Here is a 15,081-nt window from a genome sequence, read left to right on the forward strand (position 1 = left end):
GGGGCAGCCGTGCGAGGTAGATCCCACCAGCGAGTGCTTGCTCCACCTCACAGCGAGGCCACACGAAGCCAGCTTGACGAGACGAAGGCGGACAGGATGAGGTTCAGCAAGCAGTTCGGTGTTGCCCACACGCCCACGAGCGCCTGGTTCGACCCGCTCCTGGACCAGGACACGCCTCTGTACGTCGACCCGTTCCTTGTGTTCGACGACAGAGACCCGCACTGGGCAGACGCCAGACAGGAAGTCGTCGACTTCTTCGACACCGCAGCCCAGCTCGTCGAGCAGTCCGGCGGAAACCGAGGCTCGCTCGCCTACCGCAAGGCCATCTCCCTCCTGACGTTCCCCGAGCCCAACGAGTTCTGCCTGGGACTTTCAATGGGGACACCCCGCGGCTCAGGCACCGGCAAAAAAGTCGCCCGCATGATGGTCGAGGTGCTCGACCTTGCCCGTCAGCACGGCCACGTCGCAGACCTTGCCTCGATCGTGGGGTTCAACCTGTTCGCCGGCGGTATCGGCCTGGACCACATCAGCGACATCCTGTGCAACATCCTCAAGCACCGCTTCATCACCTACACGCAGCAAGAAGCAACAGAGCTCGAGATCCCGATGAACCGCGTCAAGGTCAAGCACCCCGGCTGGGAAAAGCAGCGGGCACGTTGGTCCCCCAACGCGAAGATCCTGCTCCCCGAGTCACCTGAGGGCGGCGGAGTCCTGCTCGCACCCGAACGGTTTCTCAAGGAGATCCCCGTAGCAACACCCGAGGACTTTTGGAAGTGGGCCGAGACCGACGACGCCGAGCTCCTCCGTCAAGACTTCGCCTACGAGATCGCCCAAGGCCTGAACCTGACCGAGCGACGCGAGCTCGCTAGGAGATTCGCCCGCCGGCACCCGGACAAAGCGGCCGAGTACATCCGGTTGGTCGATCAGATGCCCCACCTGCCCTACGACGTCGAGATCGATCCCAAAGGCTTGGTCTATTGGCGTGAGATCGGCGAAGCCACGGGTAAGCAAGACCCCATGTCCGTCTCGGAGCTGCCCGGCTCGAAGGGCGAGTTCCCCCAGTTCGTGGAGACACTCGCAAGCCGGTTCAAGCACGCTGTAGAGCACACCGACCTCTGGCGAGCTCTATGGGCCGGGAACAACCCGCAGAAGGAGAACGTGATCCAGGCCATCGCAGGCGCTATGTGGACCGAAGCCTGCCGGACTGCCGACGTCGACATCAGTCAAGAGGTCAACCGTGGACGCGGTCCGGTCGACTTCAAGTTCTCCAAGGGCTGGCAGGACCGCGCGCTGCTCGAGGTCAAAGTCATCCGCAGCAGCAGATTCTTCCAGGGCGCCGAGACACAGCTACCCCAGTACCTCAAGACCGAACAACTCGACCACGGCGTCTACCTATGCGTAGGGCACTACGACGAGGACTTCGCAGAGCCCCGCATCAAGCGAGTCAAGGAGACGATCGCCCAGATCGAGCACGACAAGCGCAGGCGTATCAAGCTGGTCCTGGTCGATGCTCGGAAGGAAACCAAGACATCCGCGTCCAAGCAGTAGGACGGTGAGGTACGGCGGAATCCGTCTGTGCCATGCGAGGCTCGCGGTTCCCCTGACCCGATGGCCAGAGTGGACCCTGGCGGGTCCTACCGATCCTGCACTGCTCGCCAGTCGGCAGCATCGAGCCAGTCGTCGATCGCGCCCCTCTTGATCCAGCTGCCAGCATTCAAGGCTGTCCAGAACTGCGACAACTCACGATTGCGTATCGCTCCACTCCAGGTTGGTACCGTCTTGCTCACGGTCAGCACCACACCGTGACGGGCGCGAGACATCATCACGGAGAGGATTCTCGCTTCTTCGGCGAGGGCCTCCGCGGAGCCTTTCTGCCGGAAGTCCGGGAGTGTGTCTTCCTCCAGGCCAACAGTCACGATCCAGTCGAACTGCTGGCCCTTGCCCGCATGCCCGGTCAGTAGGTGCACTCCGGCAAGGTTCAGGAGCGTCGAGTCGTCGCCCACGCGTATGCGCCCACGGATCGCAGTTGGCGTATTTCCCTCGCCAAGCAGGTCAGCGCACCAGGTGAGGGCGTTGAACAATGCTGTGCGGTCGTCGGGGTCCTGCACGGTGTCGAGTCCGGCCGCTCGGCGGAGGTACTGGAGTTGGTCGCCTGCCGACTGGTAATCCACCACTGACAGGTGCCTGAGCATCGTCTTCATGATGCTGGCGGTGTTGGTGTCGAGCACCCCGTCCTCCCATCGATGAGACGGGAGCTGGCTCGACTCGACAACAGCATCGACGAACCGTCGTCTCGCCTTTGTCCGGGCTACGATTCCAATCCGCTGACCTGGAGCATTGCTCAGGATCCGTTCACAGAAGGACAGGACCCAGGCGGCCTCGGCATCCACGTCCGGGAAGCGGACACCCCCAGCGAGTCCTCCGCCGGGCCATGAGGCCGCATCCGCGGCAGTTAGCGTCTGCCCACCGGTGAGTTTGCTCAAGGAATTGACCATTGCCAGCACTGCCGGTGACGAGCGGTGTGACTGCGAGAATTCGACCGTGTCTGCGCACTCTGCGAGAAGCGCAGCATGGATCTCGTTCGGTTTGGCGCCCGCGAAGCTGTAGATGCCTTGGGCAAGGTCGCCTGCGTAGGTGGTCTTGCCGAAGCCGATGCGGCTGACGATCCGGAGTTGCTGCGGCGTGAGGTCCTGGAACTCGTCCACGATCACCGACGAGAAGTGGTTGCGGTACAGATTGGCAACCTCGTCGTTGGCCAGTATCAGTTCGGCGACACGCGGCAGATCGTCGTAGGTCAGTCGCACTTCTGCGATGCGCTGTCGTTCAATCTGAAGGGCGATCGTGTTGCCACCTTGCTGGAGGGTCTGGTCGACCGCGCCGTCATCCAGGGGCCGTTGCTTGACCTCACGCAGTCGGACCTGGACGTCCCTCGTCATGTCGAAACTGAGTTTTCTGGCTAGGCATTGCTCCGCGACCCAGTCGCTCTCTGGGAGCGTCATCTGAGGGTCGAGACCGATGACGTTGGCGTGCGCGCGAAAGAGTCGAGCGGCCAATCCGTGGAAGTTGGACACGGTGACGAGCTCGCGCATGGCCTGCCCTGGTATGTGCGCTCGTAGCCGGTCGCGAGCATTGTCCCGCGCACGATTCGAGAAGGTGGTTACCAGAACGCGCCGTGGCGCCGCCACCGCGCCGCGCGCTATCAAGCCGTGTGCCCGCAGGGCGAGTGCCTCTGTCTTGCCGCAACCAGCTGGTGCAACAACAAGCAACGACAAGCCCTCGTGGTCGCGGATCTGCGCCTGAACGGGAGTGGGCTCGATCATCACGCCTTCTCGATCTCGCCCAGCAGATCCTCGATGCTCTTGATCTTCCGCGTGGTCGGTTCGTCGAGAAGTTTCGCAACGACCATCGCCGCTCGCGCCTTGTACTTCGAGTTCCGGCGACAGAACGCCGCAACGTCATCGGCGGTGCGCGTAGCCGACGGGCCGGTCATGGCACAGTTCGTCAACTCGTTCGGGGTGAACAGGCCGGACTGGTCAAGCGCCGGCCACAGTACATCTGGACCGATGGCGGTTGTGTACTCCTCCTCCAGGTCTCTCTCGGAGATCCAGATTGAGTGGCTGTTGAGGTCAGCCTCGGCAAACCCGAGTTTGGTGGCTGTGTCCGATACCGCGTCGCGGTCAATCAGCAGGGACATGGGGACGTTGAAGCCTTGCGGTCCGAAGAGCTGCCAGATCGCCCCCATATCCCCAGACCCGCCTGTTTCGACGACAGAGACGCCCAGGCGGTCGAGATCCCGTGTTGTCAGCCCGGCTGCGCGTTCCAGCACGATGCGGTCTGAGATGCCCTCGACAGCGACTACCCTTCGGGCCGTGAGCGGCTCCAGCTTGTCGCGTACCCACCAGCGCACCACCATGCGCTGGTCGGCACTGAGGAACTGCTTGGCCGGCTGAACGACGGTGCCGCCGACTCGGACTGCCACGACGCACTCTGCCGGGAAGGCGCTGACGATGTCAGACGAATGTGTCGCTAGGAGCTTCTGGTTCCTGCCTGCTTGAAGTAGTCGAGCGAGGCTGCGCTGGCTGGTGGGATGCAGATGGATCTCGGGCTCGTCGATGCCCACCATGTTCGCGGTGCCAGAAACCAGGTCGTAGAGCGCGATGGCATAGAGGGCACGCATGCCGTCGGACTGCTCGCTCAACGCACGGGATACGCCAGCCTTCATCACCTGCAGTTGCACGCCGCTCAGAACGTCGTCGTCGGCTGACGCACTGGGAATGAACTGCAGATCGTCTTTGCCGACGGCCTCCGGCAGGGCTCTCGTCAACTGTCCGGCGAGATCTCCGCGGATTCCGTCGAGGATGGTCGAGTCCTTGAGCCCTTCACCGAGCTTCGCGATCAGTTCGTCGAAGGTCGCCTTTTCTGCACCGAGGTCGATCTCCTTGAGTATGTCGTCCAGCACCGTTCGTCGGTCGCTGCGGATGTCTCGGGAGCCATCCGTTGCTCCGAGCAGCTTCCATCCGATGCCGAGGAGTTGATTCCGAGAGAGCTGGCGGCCAGTCCCGGCGCCCGGGGCCGTCCTGTCGATCGAGAGCGTCTGATTAGCGTCGAAGGTGGCTTCGAGGCGGATCGTCAGGCTCGTGGCATTGCCTGTGGCGACGGTGATCTCGTCTGCGAACAGTGCTTGCTCGTCGGCCGAGAAGTTTGCCAGGTCGGCTTCGACGATGAACGGCTGGTCCGGATCGCGAAGGTCGTCGATAGCGATCTTGGAATAGAGCTGCGCGGTGCTCGCGCCGAGGACCAGGTCAATGCAACGAAGGAGCGAGGACTTACCGACGTCGTTGGGGCCGACGAGGACCATGTGTTCACGAACCTCAAGTTGGAGGTCCTTGAGGCGACTGTGGTTGGTCACAGCGACACGAGTGAGACGCACTAGAGCCACACCTCCGCTCCGAGCTGTGCTGCGCCGCGCTCGTCGCGGTGGGCGCGCCCGCCTGGCGAACAGCCCTCGACGAACTCGATTAGGCGTTGCTTGGTGGTGCAGAGCGGCTCGCGATCGCGCGACCTGCTCAAGTCAGCGCGTGTGCTACCTGGCTGGTTCGGAGGGTCGAAAAGCATCGATGCTGCACCTCACAGTGTGTTCCGCCGGCAATATCTGGTTAGGACTCGCGGAGCTCATCGTGGCACGCGGCAACCACACGGCCTGCTTGACTGAACCGGGCGCGACAGAGATCGCCCATGAATTCACCCGGCGTGCGCTTCGATGGCATGCGCGAGGAACGGGCCTGCGCCGAGCACCGGGCAGACGGCTCGTATCAAACTCTTGCGTAGGAGAAGCGCGTGCATCTGCGCCGACAGTTCACCGAGCGGATGAACTTCGATCATGGCCGGTAATCGGCCGCCGCAGTCGGCGTCAGCGCGACCGCCCTGTCGCGAACACCCCGAGGCACTCCGGGTGTGTAGCGCTTCGGTTCCCATCAGCACCCAATGGAAAGCACACCTTGCTGGATCGTCACCGATCCTAGCCTCGCGCACGCGGATCCGCAGGCCAGAGGGGCCGCGCTGCCAGGTGCCGGGCAGTAGTACACAATCGCATCGACCCTACTCGGATCCACGCGTTCGGTGTCACCTATCCGTGCAGCAGTCCCGCCTCGATCGTGACCGCCTCTGGCGGCCCTTCATCCACCGACACATCCCCTGATGTTTCGCTCCTCAGGGATGCGTCGGATGGTGCCGCCCACCACCGACATCCCGACCGTCATCCGGCCGTGGCCTGAAGCAGGAGTGCTGCCCGTTGCGGAGCCGGGCGCCGCGCAGCGCTGAGCCAGGCCCCTCGCGTCATGACCCCTGGGAACACGGCCGAATATCACGTTCGTGAAATTCAGACGGTCTGTCTCCTGCGGCTGTTCTGAGGATCACGTGGGCCACAACGTCCGGGGCCCGGTTCGAGTGTCAGTAGCTCGTGTTTTGATGCCGTGCATCAACCCGGGCACGTACGCCGTCGTTAGACGCACGCCGTAGGGAGTCGATATGTCAGCTCAAGATTCCGTCGAACCGCCCACAGGCCCGCTCGAAGACCTGTGGAACGTCATCGGCCTGCCCGGTGCGATGACGGTCGCTAGCTACCTGACGTCGGAACGCCTGGCGCCGGTCTACCGGCTGATCGTCGATGTGATGCTGGAGAACCAACCGCAGTACCTCAGCGGCATCCCGCACGACCAGCTCGAGACGCTCGTGCGTGCTCGTCTTGCCGAGCACCTCTCAGGTGACGAAGGAACCCTCGCTGCTGTGCAGGACCCGGAGGTGTTGAGGCTGGATGATCGGCTGACCCGGTTGGCAGCGTGGGGTGTCATTCTCGCGTGGGAGGACCGGGTGCGGTCCGACGAGGACTTCACACGTCACCGCGGCCGGTACCAGCTCTCGGAGGAGGCAGCCCAGCTGCACCGGGCGGTGCTTGCCCTGGGGACCACGAATGCGTCGGCCATCGCGGCCACGCTCGCACCGCCGGTCATCGCAGCACAGCTTCAGACCCTGGCCTCGTCCATCGGAACGGACGCGAAGGCTGCGGCGGAGGCGTGGGCTGTGATCTTCCCGACGATGCAGAACATGTCCGACGCGGCCACCGGCTGGCAGGCACGCCTGGCTGCTGCCCTGTCCGGGACTCCGGACGCGACGAAGATCGCAGCACTGGACGAAACCCTCTCGGGGTACGTGAATATGTGGGGCGCGGGGATCGACATCTACTCGGGCGACATCGTGCGTGACGCGACCGCGGTGCTCGCGGTGGAGGAGCGGGCGCACCGGCGCGTCGCCCTGCACCTGGTCGGCGTCGATGCCTCCGAGGAAGCCGTCGCGCGGGCGATGGCCGAGACGGCCAATGGCCTGGGCCGGATACTGACCTGGTTCGACGGTCCGACCAGCCAGGGAGCCTCGCTGCGACGGCAGATCCGCGACACCATCGTCCCCCTAGTACGCGGTAAGCGCGTGCTGGCGGGATTCGGGGGCCACGTGTCGCGCAGGGCCGAGCTCCTCGATCTGGCCGAGCGGTTGGACGGCGCCGTCGACCAGGACGATCTCTGGCGGACGTGGACTACCTACACCGGCCTGTTCTCCGCGCGTCACCTCGGGTTCTCGACGCCCCACCCCGGCCTAGGTGCGGAGTCGATGTCGTTCTGGGACGCCGATCCCTCACCGATCGAGGCAAGGCTTCGCCGGCAAGGCCCGCGGGCCGCCCGAGGCGCACCGTCGCGGATGTTCGACAGGTCTGCCGGCAAGCTGGCCGCGCGGCAAGCTGCCGCGGCGGCAGCCGTGGACGAGGCACGCGCCGTGGAACAACTCCTCGAGCTGTCGGGGCGGCCCCTGTCGCGGTGGTCGAACCTGTCCGATCGGGTCGCGGAGTATCTGGTGGAGTTCATCCAGAACATCGACTTCGCCCTGGCCCACGCACGCCGGGAGCACGCGGGACCCCTTGCTCCGGGGACCGCGGTGCATGCGCGTACCGGCGACGACCTGTGGGACCTGGTCGCTACTGTCCCGGCCGCTGGGACACCTGACGCGATCATCGAGATCCCCGCGGGCCGCTTGGTCTACCCGGACCTGATCGTCACGGTCCTGCGGATCGACACGCTGGGCCTGACCAACGACGCGCCACCGGGCCCCGACTCCACTTTGCACGGTCTGCTGGCGGAGGTCCTCACGGTCGGCAGCGGTCGGGGCCAGGTGGGAGCAGGAGATGAGTGACGACATCGCTGGCGCACCGGTGACGGGGTATGCCCCCGCACCGAACAGGACGACATCGAGCGAGGACATCCCGGCCCGGCTGACGTTCCTGAGGTTCCTGGTCCGCCCACTGGTGTCGGCGCACGTGGACCGTCCGTTGTTCCGTGACATCCAGCGGTACGCCAAGCAGATCGATGGCTACTGCAGACGCCTGGACTATCAGCGCACCCGCATGGGTGACGCGGTGCGGTTGGTGCGCAACCCGGTCATGGGGACGGTTTCTGCACCGCCGCCTCGCCTGGATCTGCCTTCACGGCGGGTGCTCACCTTGACCACGTTGCTGGCGGCTGCGTGCGAGGAGGTCGAGGGTGGAGTCACGCTCGTGCGCCTGTCGGAGATCGTCGCCGAGATCACCCGGAGCACCGACCGCGCGTTGACGCCGTATGACCCCGACCGCCTGACCGAACGCCGTGCTCTTGCCAAGGCTGCGGAACAGCTGGAGCACTGGGGGATCCTGCGCAAGCGGGCCACGCTGGTCGCGGACCTGCAGGAATGGACCGACAGCCGTACCGGGATCGGCGCTGGTTATGACGTGGACCGGGATGCGCTATTGCTGTTCGTCACCCCGGGGACGATCACGCTCGCGGCCTACCAGGAGGACCAGCTCGCACAGGCCCCCCAGGTCCGCGCCCAGCGCTTCGGGACCACGGCCTGGAACAGCGCATTAGATGCGGCAGAGCCACCAGAGTCTGAGCCGGCCGAGGATCCCGGCCAGGATGAGGAGTCGCCCGCCGCCATCTGGGAGACGCAACGGCAGGCCACCCGTGTCGTGCGGCATCTGCGGGCCCTGGTGGAGACGCCCGCTCTGCTGTACGGGGACCTGCTCCCGGACGAGGCGGAGCTCGCGCGGGTGCAGCGTGGCCTGCGTGCCGAGACCGTCCTGGGCCTGATCGGCGGGTCGATCGAGGCCCGGTCGGAGGGCCTGGTCTGGATCAGCACCGAAGTCGACTGCCCGGCCACCGTCGACTGGCCCACGCACAAGACGGAATCCTGGGCCGCACTCATGATCGCCGACAAGGCCGGCCGCGATGGGCACCGCGACGCGGACGGGTTCGTCCACCTGGACACCCGCGACGTCGACCACATCGTCGAGGACCTCCTGGACTGGAAGGGCCACCTGTTCCGCAAAGATCTCCAAGGCCGTCCCGCCGAGACACGCACGGCGGCCGAGGAGGTCCTGCGATGGCTCGGCATGCTGCGCACCGGGCCGGACGGGTCGTGGCGCCTGTCTCCGGTCATGGGCCGCTACCGCGACCCCGAGCTCATCGAACCCAGCCCGGCAACGCACCAAGACGACCTGTTCACCCACCCCGCCCATGACGCCACCGGCGACGACGCCTACGACGCTTCCCTGACGCCGGACAGCCGCCGAGCCTCGTCCGACCACGCGGCGTCGACCGAGCCTGATGGAGAACCCGCATGACCAGCCCATCGACCACCAGCCCCACTCAGGCAGGCCACGCGGAGACGTTTACAGCCCAGGACGGCACGACGGTGGCCCTCGACCCGCACCTGGACGAGGCGACCCTACGCAACTGGCGCCAGGCAGCTCTGACCGGTGGGCTGCCCGAGCCCGGCAGGCGGCGGTGGCAGCAGCTGCGCGCCGGCGTGGTGAACATGTGGGAGTTCGACGTCGCGGAGTACTGGAGCGCCGACGGTCGTGCCCAGTTCATCGGGAAGAACGAGCAGGGCAAGTCGACGATGATGGCGATGACGTCGCTGACGATGCTCACCGGGGACCTGTCTCCACGCTACGTCGACACGTTCGGCAACTCCAAGCGGTCCTTCCGCTACTACCTGATCCCGACCGAGGACCCCAAGGACCGCCGGCCCGTGACCCAGCAGCTCAACCGCGGCTGGACCTGGGTGGAGTACGGGCGCCTGACGGAAACCGGCCCGGAGTACTTCACGACCCTGCTGTTCGTCCAGGGCCGCCGGACCACCCAGCAGGTCGATCCCACCTGGGTCACCCACCAGGGACCTGAACGAGTCCGGGCGGGGTTGACGCTCGTGCAGGGACAGGCGGTCGTCCAGCCGACGATGATCATGCCCGGCCTGGTCCCATGCAAGGACGGCACGGACTACAAAAACAAGGTCGCGACCTCCCTGTTCGGATTCTCCGACCCTTCCCGCCTGAAGATCGTGATCGAGCTCCTCAAGACCCTGCGCACTCCCAAGCTCGGGAACCAGCTGGACCCTGGCTGGGTGGTGGACCGGATCCGCGAGTCGCTCCCACCCTTGGAGACCTCCGAGATCCATGAGCTGGCCGACGGGTGGGACCAGCTCGGTCAGCTCGCCCGGGACCGGGACGACGCCCGGGAAGCTCAGGAGGCGGTCAAGGCCTACCTGCAGGCCGTGTGGAATCCATGGGCCGACGCCGTGCTTCGACGGGCCGCCGACGAACTGGTCGCGGCCGTCACCGCCGTCGACGACGTCACCCGTGAACGCAACCGAGCCCAGCAGACCGCGGACGAGGCCAGGAGCCAGTACGACGACGCACTGGGCCACGAGACCAACACCAAGGCCGAACGAACACGGGTACGGGCGCAGCACACACAGCTCATCAAGAGCACGAAGTACCGGGACGCGGACGCCGCCGGCAAGGACGTCACCAGCCTGACCGAACTGCTCCAGACCGCTCAGACAGCCAGCAGACGTACCGGCCCAGCGGCGGTCAAGGCCCGGGAGACAGCAACACGGTCCGCCGACGAGCTGGACACCGCCAGAGGTGTGCTGGCCGAGGCCGATCGACGCTTGGCCGAACAGGCCGACCTGACCGCCGAGACCGGTCTCGAGGCAGGGCTGCCGGATGCGCGCGCCTGGGTCGACCAGCGGGACACGGAGCGGCTCGAGGCCGGCGTGGACCAACGCCTCCGGGACGTTCACCATGCCCAAGCCCTGGACGACAGGCTGGGCAAGAAGACCGAGCTCCACGAACGTGCCCAGGCGTCCCTGGCCGAGTCCGACGCCCGGTTCGCGCAGCGCAAGACGGAGCACACCACCGCGCAGAACCAGTACGAGAACGCAGAACAGTCCCTCTCCGACGACCTGGAAGCCTGGGCCACCGGCCTAGCGGAGCACCAAGGGATCATGGCCCCACCGGTCGAGGTACGAGAGCGGTGGCTCGATGCGGTCCAGGCAGCCTGCACCGGGCCACGGCCCGTCCAGGTGCTGCGTCACCTGGTCGGCGACCAGTGGCTCACTCCTGCGCTTGAACCGGTCAACGCGGCCGCGGTCACGGCGAGCAACGACGCCAAGGCGGCTCTGGCCTGGGCCCGAGACTTGGACGAGCAGGCCGACAACGAGGAAGCCAGGCCCGAACCGGTACCGGTCGAGCCCGGGCTGTGGCGGCGGCGGCCCCGGCCCGCTTCCGGGCCGGATGGAGCGCCGCTATGGGAGCTGCTGGACCCGCTGCCGCACCTCACGGACCAGGAGGTGGCCGGCCTCGAAGCGGCGCTGGCCGGCGCAGGGCTCCTGGACGCGTGGGTGACTCCAGACGGTATCTGGGCGCCCGGCCGCGACGGCGAAGACCACGTCGTCACGATGTCGAACCCGACACAGGAACGTAGCGAGCACGTCAGCACCCTCGGTAATGCGCTCGGGCTCGCCGAGAAGGCGCACGACGGGCAGCCGCTCGCGGAGCTGGCCGTGACCGCACGGAGTGTCCTGGACGTGGTCCGGTATCGACCCGCCTCAGGCGACTATGGACCTGTCGGCCTCGCGGGCGGCCGACCTGGCGCCTTGGGGTCGTCCCCCCGCGCCGGGGCCGGAGTTCTTGTCGGGGTGGACGGGTCCTGGGTCACGCCGCTGACCTCGGGGCGTGCGCCGGTCCCGGTGGAGGGGGCGAGCCTGCTTGGTGCGTCGGCACGAGCACAGGCCCGCGCACGCACGGTCGCGGCTCTGCGGGAGCAGGCTGGGCAGGAGCGCAACCTGGCTGCGCAGCACGGCCGGGACGAAGAGCGGCATCGCGCCCTGGCGCAGAAGTACGCGACCGTGACCGCTCAGGCACCTGACGACGTCGATCTGGTCACCGCGGCCCGTGACCTCTCCTCGGCGGTTAGCGAGCTGGACAAGGCCGACGAAGAGCTGCGCACCCAGGCAGCGAAGGCGCGAGCGATCGAGGCAGAGATGAACCAGGCGCACACCGCGCTGGTGGCCTACGCCGCCGAGCACACCCTCGTGGTGAACCGGCTGCGCGAGACCGAGATCGCGTTGAACGACACGCGCCACCACGTCGAGCGGCTTCTGCAGCGCATCGCGACCCGGGAACGGGAACAGGTCGACGTTACCGAGAGGGAGGCGACCGTCGACCGGCTCGAGGAGGCCGCCCAGGAGGCGGAGGCCGTGGCCGTTGAAGATGCTGAACGGTGCGAGATGCTGCAGATCGAGCTGGACACGGCCAAGGCCAACCTGACCACCACCCACCAGGAGCAGCTCGACCAGGAAGCCCGGCTCCGCAGCCGCCTCGACGAGCTCGAGAAGGAACTCGACGATCTCAACACCAAGATCCGAGACCTGACCGGGGTCGCGACGAAAGCGACCACGGATCTGGAGGCCGTCGACGAGCGGCGGCTGGCGGCGGAACAGACCCGAACGGAGAAGCTCACCGGGTGGTGGGTCACGGTCGATGCCGGACTCGCCGCCGCCCGCGGGATCGATGTGGCCGACGAGTCGCGCACCCTGACAAGTGCCGTCGGACACGCGCGGGCCCTGCGCACCTCCCGCAAGGCACCCCGCGGCTGGCCGGACTCAGGCAAGCAGTCCGGGGGCGAGGATCGCGAGAGGATTCTCGGCGTGCTGCGCGACCGGTTGTCTGGTCCAGGCCTGATGACGCTGAACAACACCCTGGACCGCACCGGGGGCCGGTCAGCGAGCGTCGATCACGACGAGGCAACCGGCCTGCCTCAGGTCCGGGTCCGTGTCGATGCCTCGGGCACCACGGTCGAACCGGTCGCCGCCGTGCGTGAGCTGGAGAACCGGGCCGCCGAGCTGGGCGCGATGCACGACGAGAAGATGCACGAGGTGATGCAGGAGTTGCTCGCCTCGACGTTCGTCGACCACCTGCGGGCCAAGGTGAAGGAGACCGCCAGGCTGATCACCGACGTCAACACCGTTCTGGACAAGCACCCGACCGGCACCACCCGTACGGTCGTTCGTCTGCAGCGCAAGCCCGTCCCTGAGCACGTGGGCGGCTTCCAGGTCCTGCAGCGGCTCCTGAACGACGGTATCGACTCCCCCGTGGTCCAAGACCAGGTCCAGACGTTCCTGGCCACACAGATCCGCGCCGCGCAGGAGGAGGGTCACGCCTCCGGACAGGACTGGAAGGCACTCCTGGTCGACAAGCTCGACTACCGCAACTGGTTCGCGGTCGTGACCGAATGGCGAGTCCTGGCCAGCGCGAAGGAAGGCGCATCGCAACGGTGGAATGAGCTGACCGCTGCCCGGCACTCCCAGGACTCCGGGGGCGCCAAAGTCATGACGATGCTCCAACCACTGCTGGCCACCCTGGCAACGCTCTTCCAGACCTCACGCATCGCGCCGCGCCCGCTCTGGCTCGACGAGGCCTTCGACGGTCTCGACCAGGAGAACAGCTCCAGCCTGCTGGCCATGCTGGTCGAGTTCGAGTTCGACTTCGTCCTGGCCGGGCCCAAGGCCCTGGTGGCCTCCCGCGAGGTCCCGTGCGCTGCGGTCTGGACTGTCAACCGTGCCCCCGCACCGATACCCGGCGTGGACCTGGGTCTGTGGCTCTTCGCCGGCGGCACCACCGAGCGGATCGAGATGGCCGAACAAACCTGGTCCACCACGGACCTGGACGGTCAGACGGGAAACCACATCGCGAACGACGACCGGCACGACGGCGTGATGGAGGGTGAGGCCCTGTGGACGTGAACCATGAGACCAACGGCCTGCCGACGGCCGACGTGACCGTGCCAAGCTCGATCATGGACTGGTCGCGGCTGCCCGGAGCCGCGGCACTCCTGGCCGGAGCACGCAAGAAGGTCGAGTCCGGCAAGACTGGTGGCCGCAGCGTGCTTCCAGTGGCACCCGAGCACCGTACCGACGTCGGCCGGATGCTCGGCCTGAACTGGGAAGCCACCGACGACCCAGTGAAGCTCGGCCTCCTGCGGGCCAAGCTGGCCGACGCGGGCGTCGACCTGGACGCGCTGCTCGTCGCGGTCGGCGGACCCCTGCGCAACCGGCCCGCCGAGAACCGACAGGCAGCCGAGACGCGGCAACAGGTGCGCGCCGACGCGAGCGATCTCCTAACCCAGGCAGGCATCCCCCGTCCCGTAGCCGACCATGCCGTCGGGAACCGTTGGCTGGGCACCGACCGGCTCCCTGTGGCCCGTGCCGTGGCCACGGCATGGCGCATGATGCCGCACCCGCCCGGTCTGCCAGCGACCCGGATCGGGACGATCGGCCTGGCCGAACTGGCGGGCAAGGAACTGGGCGACCCGCACGCGCTCGACCGAGACCGTGCCACCGGGCGAGCGGCCGCACGGATCCTGGCCGCGACGCTCGCCTACCTCGACAACAACGGCGACGACAATATTCGCGGCGACAACCACCGAGCCGACGACCAGGACGACCCCACCGGTTCGGGCCGTGTCGCTGCCGCGGTAGCGGCGGCCAAGGGTGCACTACGCGCTCGCCCGTGGCGGGCCGCATGGGAGCGCGCCGGTGTCTTGTGCGACCAAGTCTCCTCGACTGTCTTGGTGCTCAACCTGCCGCTGGAGGGACCCAACCCGAACCTCGCCCACATCACCGGCGTCGCCGGTGAACCGGTGTGGATCACCGCGCGGCTGACACGCGACGGGTGTCGCCTGCCTCCCGCCTTGCGGCACGAGCTCACGGTGGTGCGGGTGTTCGAGAACCCGTCGGTGATTGAGGCCGCCGCCGACCGCCTCGGCGTCTACTCCCCGCCCTTGGTCTGTCTGTACGGGCGGCCCTCGACCGCGGCGTGGGCCGTGCTGGCCGCCATCGCGGCCAGCGGATCCCGCATGCTTCTGAGCACCGATCGCGACGGCGCCGGCAAGCAGATCGCCGGCGAGATCGTCACCGAGATCAAGCAGGGATTCGGACCCGGCATGGTGGCCCCATGGCTGCCCGGTGAGGACGGCACATACGAAGAGGAGCGACTCGACGCGATGCTCGCCGACATGTCCCCGAGACCCTGAACGCTAGCCGCGACCAGCCAAACGCTCGGCAACCTACTTCGGTCAGTGCCGAGTGGCCAAGCGACCACCTTGCGGGCAGCCGTCGACAGGCAGTCACGTGAAGGCGCAGGTCAACGCCTCAGGACTG

Annotated in this window: 7 protein-coding genes and 1 pseudogene; 5 read left to right on the forward strand and 3 right to left on the reverse strand. The window is 66.9% G+C overall.

The genetic code is table 11. From position 1 onward, the window contains the following. Positions 1–96: 96 nt before the first annotated feature. Entirely contained in the window at positions 97–1,548 is a 1,452-nt protein-coding gene (locus ACFT2C_RS04130; protein ID WP_377205736.1) for a hypothetical protein, read from the forward strand. An 86-nt stretch (positions 1,549–1,634) separates the two neighbouring features. Here ACFT2C_RS04130 and ACFT2C_RS04135 read toward each other — a convergent pair whose 3' ends face one another. Next, on the reverse strand, positions 1,635–3,320 hold the full coding sequence (locus ACFT2C_RS04135; protein ID WP_377205737.1) for a UvrD-helicase domain-containing protein: 1,686 nt from the start codon (positions 3,318–3,320) through the stop codon (positions 1,635–1,637). Next, a complete protein-coding gene (locus tag ACFT2C_RS04140) occupies positions 3,320–4,939 on the reverse strand; it encodes an ATP-dependent endonuclease (protein WP_377205738.1) in 1,620 nt (539 codons plus the stop codon). The genes ACFT2C_RS04135 and ACFT2C_RS04140 overlap by 1 nt, the downstream gene beginning before the upstream one ends. Positions 4,940–6,105: 1,166 nt before the next feature. Between ACFT2C_RS04140 and ACFT2C_RS04145 the strand changes: the two are divergent. After that, a pseudogene (locus ACFT2C_RS04145) lies at positions 6,106–7,584 on the forward strand (DUF2397 domain-containing protein); the annotation flags it as partial. On the opposite strand, the gene ACFT2C_RS04150 reads toward ACFT2C_RS04145, so the two are convergent. Then, positions 7,584–7,793, reverse strand: coding sequence for an EspF repeat-containing protein (locus ACFT2C_RS04150; RefSeq protein ID WP_377205892.1), 210 nt, complete (start codon positions 7,791–7,793; stop codon positions 7,584–7,586). The pseudogene ACFT2C_RS04145 and the gene ACFT2C_RS04150 overlap by 1 nt on opposite strands. On the opposite strand from ACFT2C_RS04150, the gene ACFT2C_RS04155 reads away from it, so the two are divergent. From ACFT2C_RS04155 to ACFT2C_RS04165, 3 genes are read left to right on the forward strand one after another with little or no spacing between them, the layout of a single operon-like run. Continuing rightward, positions 7,730–9,199, forward strand: a complete 1,470-nt coding sequence (locus ACFT2C_RS04155; protein ID WP_377205739.1) for a DUF2398 family protein — start codon at positions 7,730–7,732, stop codon at positions 9,197–9,199. The two genes, ACFT2C_RS04150 and ACFT2C_RS04155, sit on opposite strands and share 64 nt — an antisense overlap. Beyond that, on the forward strand, positions 9,196–13,665 hold the full coding sequence (locus ACFT2C_RS04160; RefSeq protein ID WP_377205740.1) for an SbcC/MukB-like Walker B domain-containing protein: 4,470 nt from the start codon (positions 9,196–9,198) through the stop codon (positions 13,663–13,665). The genes ACFT2C_RS04155 and ACFT2C_RS04160 overlap by 4 nt, the downstream gene beginning before the upstream one ends. Beyond that, the gene (locus ACFT2C_RS04165) at positions 13,656–14,954 is read left to right on the forward strand and encodes a TIGR02679 domain-containing protein (protein WP_377205741.1); all 1,299 of its coding nucleotides are present in this window, start codon (positions 13,656–13,658) and stop codon (positions 14,952–14,954) included. Before ACFT2C_RS04160 ends, ACFT2C_RS04165 begins: the two co-directional genes overlap by 10 nt. The last annotated feature ends 127 nt before the right edge of the window (positions 14,955–15,081 follow it).

The organism is Promicromonospora sp. NPDC057138 (assembly GCF_042670845.1).
Classification (GTDB): domain Bacteria; phylum Actinomycetota; class Actinomycetes; order Actinomycetales; family Cellulomonadaceae; genus Promicromonospora.

Coding starts and splice junctions, on each gene's coding strand:
- ACFT2C_RS04155 (WP_377205739.1), top strand. CDS start 7,730: ATGAGTGACGACATCGCTGGCGCACCGGTGACGGGGTATGCCCCCGCA.
- ACFT2C_RS04130 (WP_377205736.1), top strand. CDS start 97: ATGAGGTTCAGCAAGCAGTTCGGTGTTGCCCACACGCCCACGAGCGCC.
- ACFT2C_RS04150 (WP_377205892.1), bottom strand. CDS start 7,793: ATGTCGTCCTGTTCGGTGCGGGGGCATACCCCGTCACCGGTGCGCCAG.
- ACFT2C_RS04160 (WP_377205740.1), top strand. CDS start 9,196: ATGACCAGCCCATCGACCACCAGCCCCACTCAGGCAGGCCACGCGGAG.
- ACFT2C_RS04135 (WP_377205737.1), bottom strand. CDS start 3,320: ATGATCGAGCCCACTCCCGTTCAGGCGCAGATCCGCGACCACGAGGGC.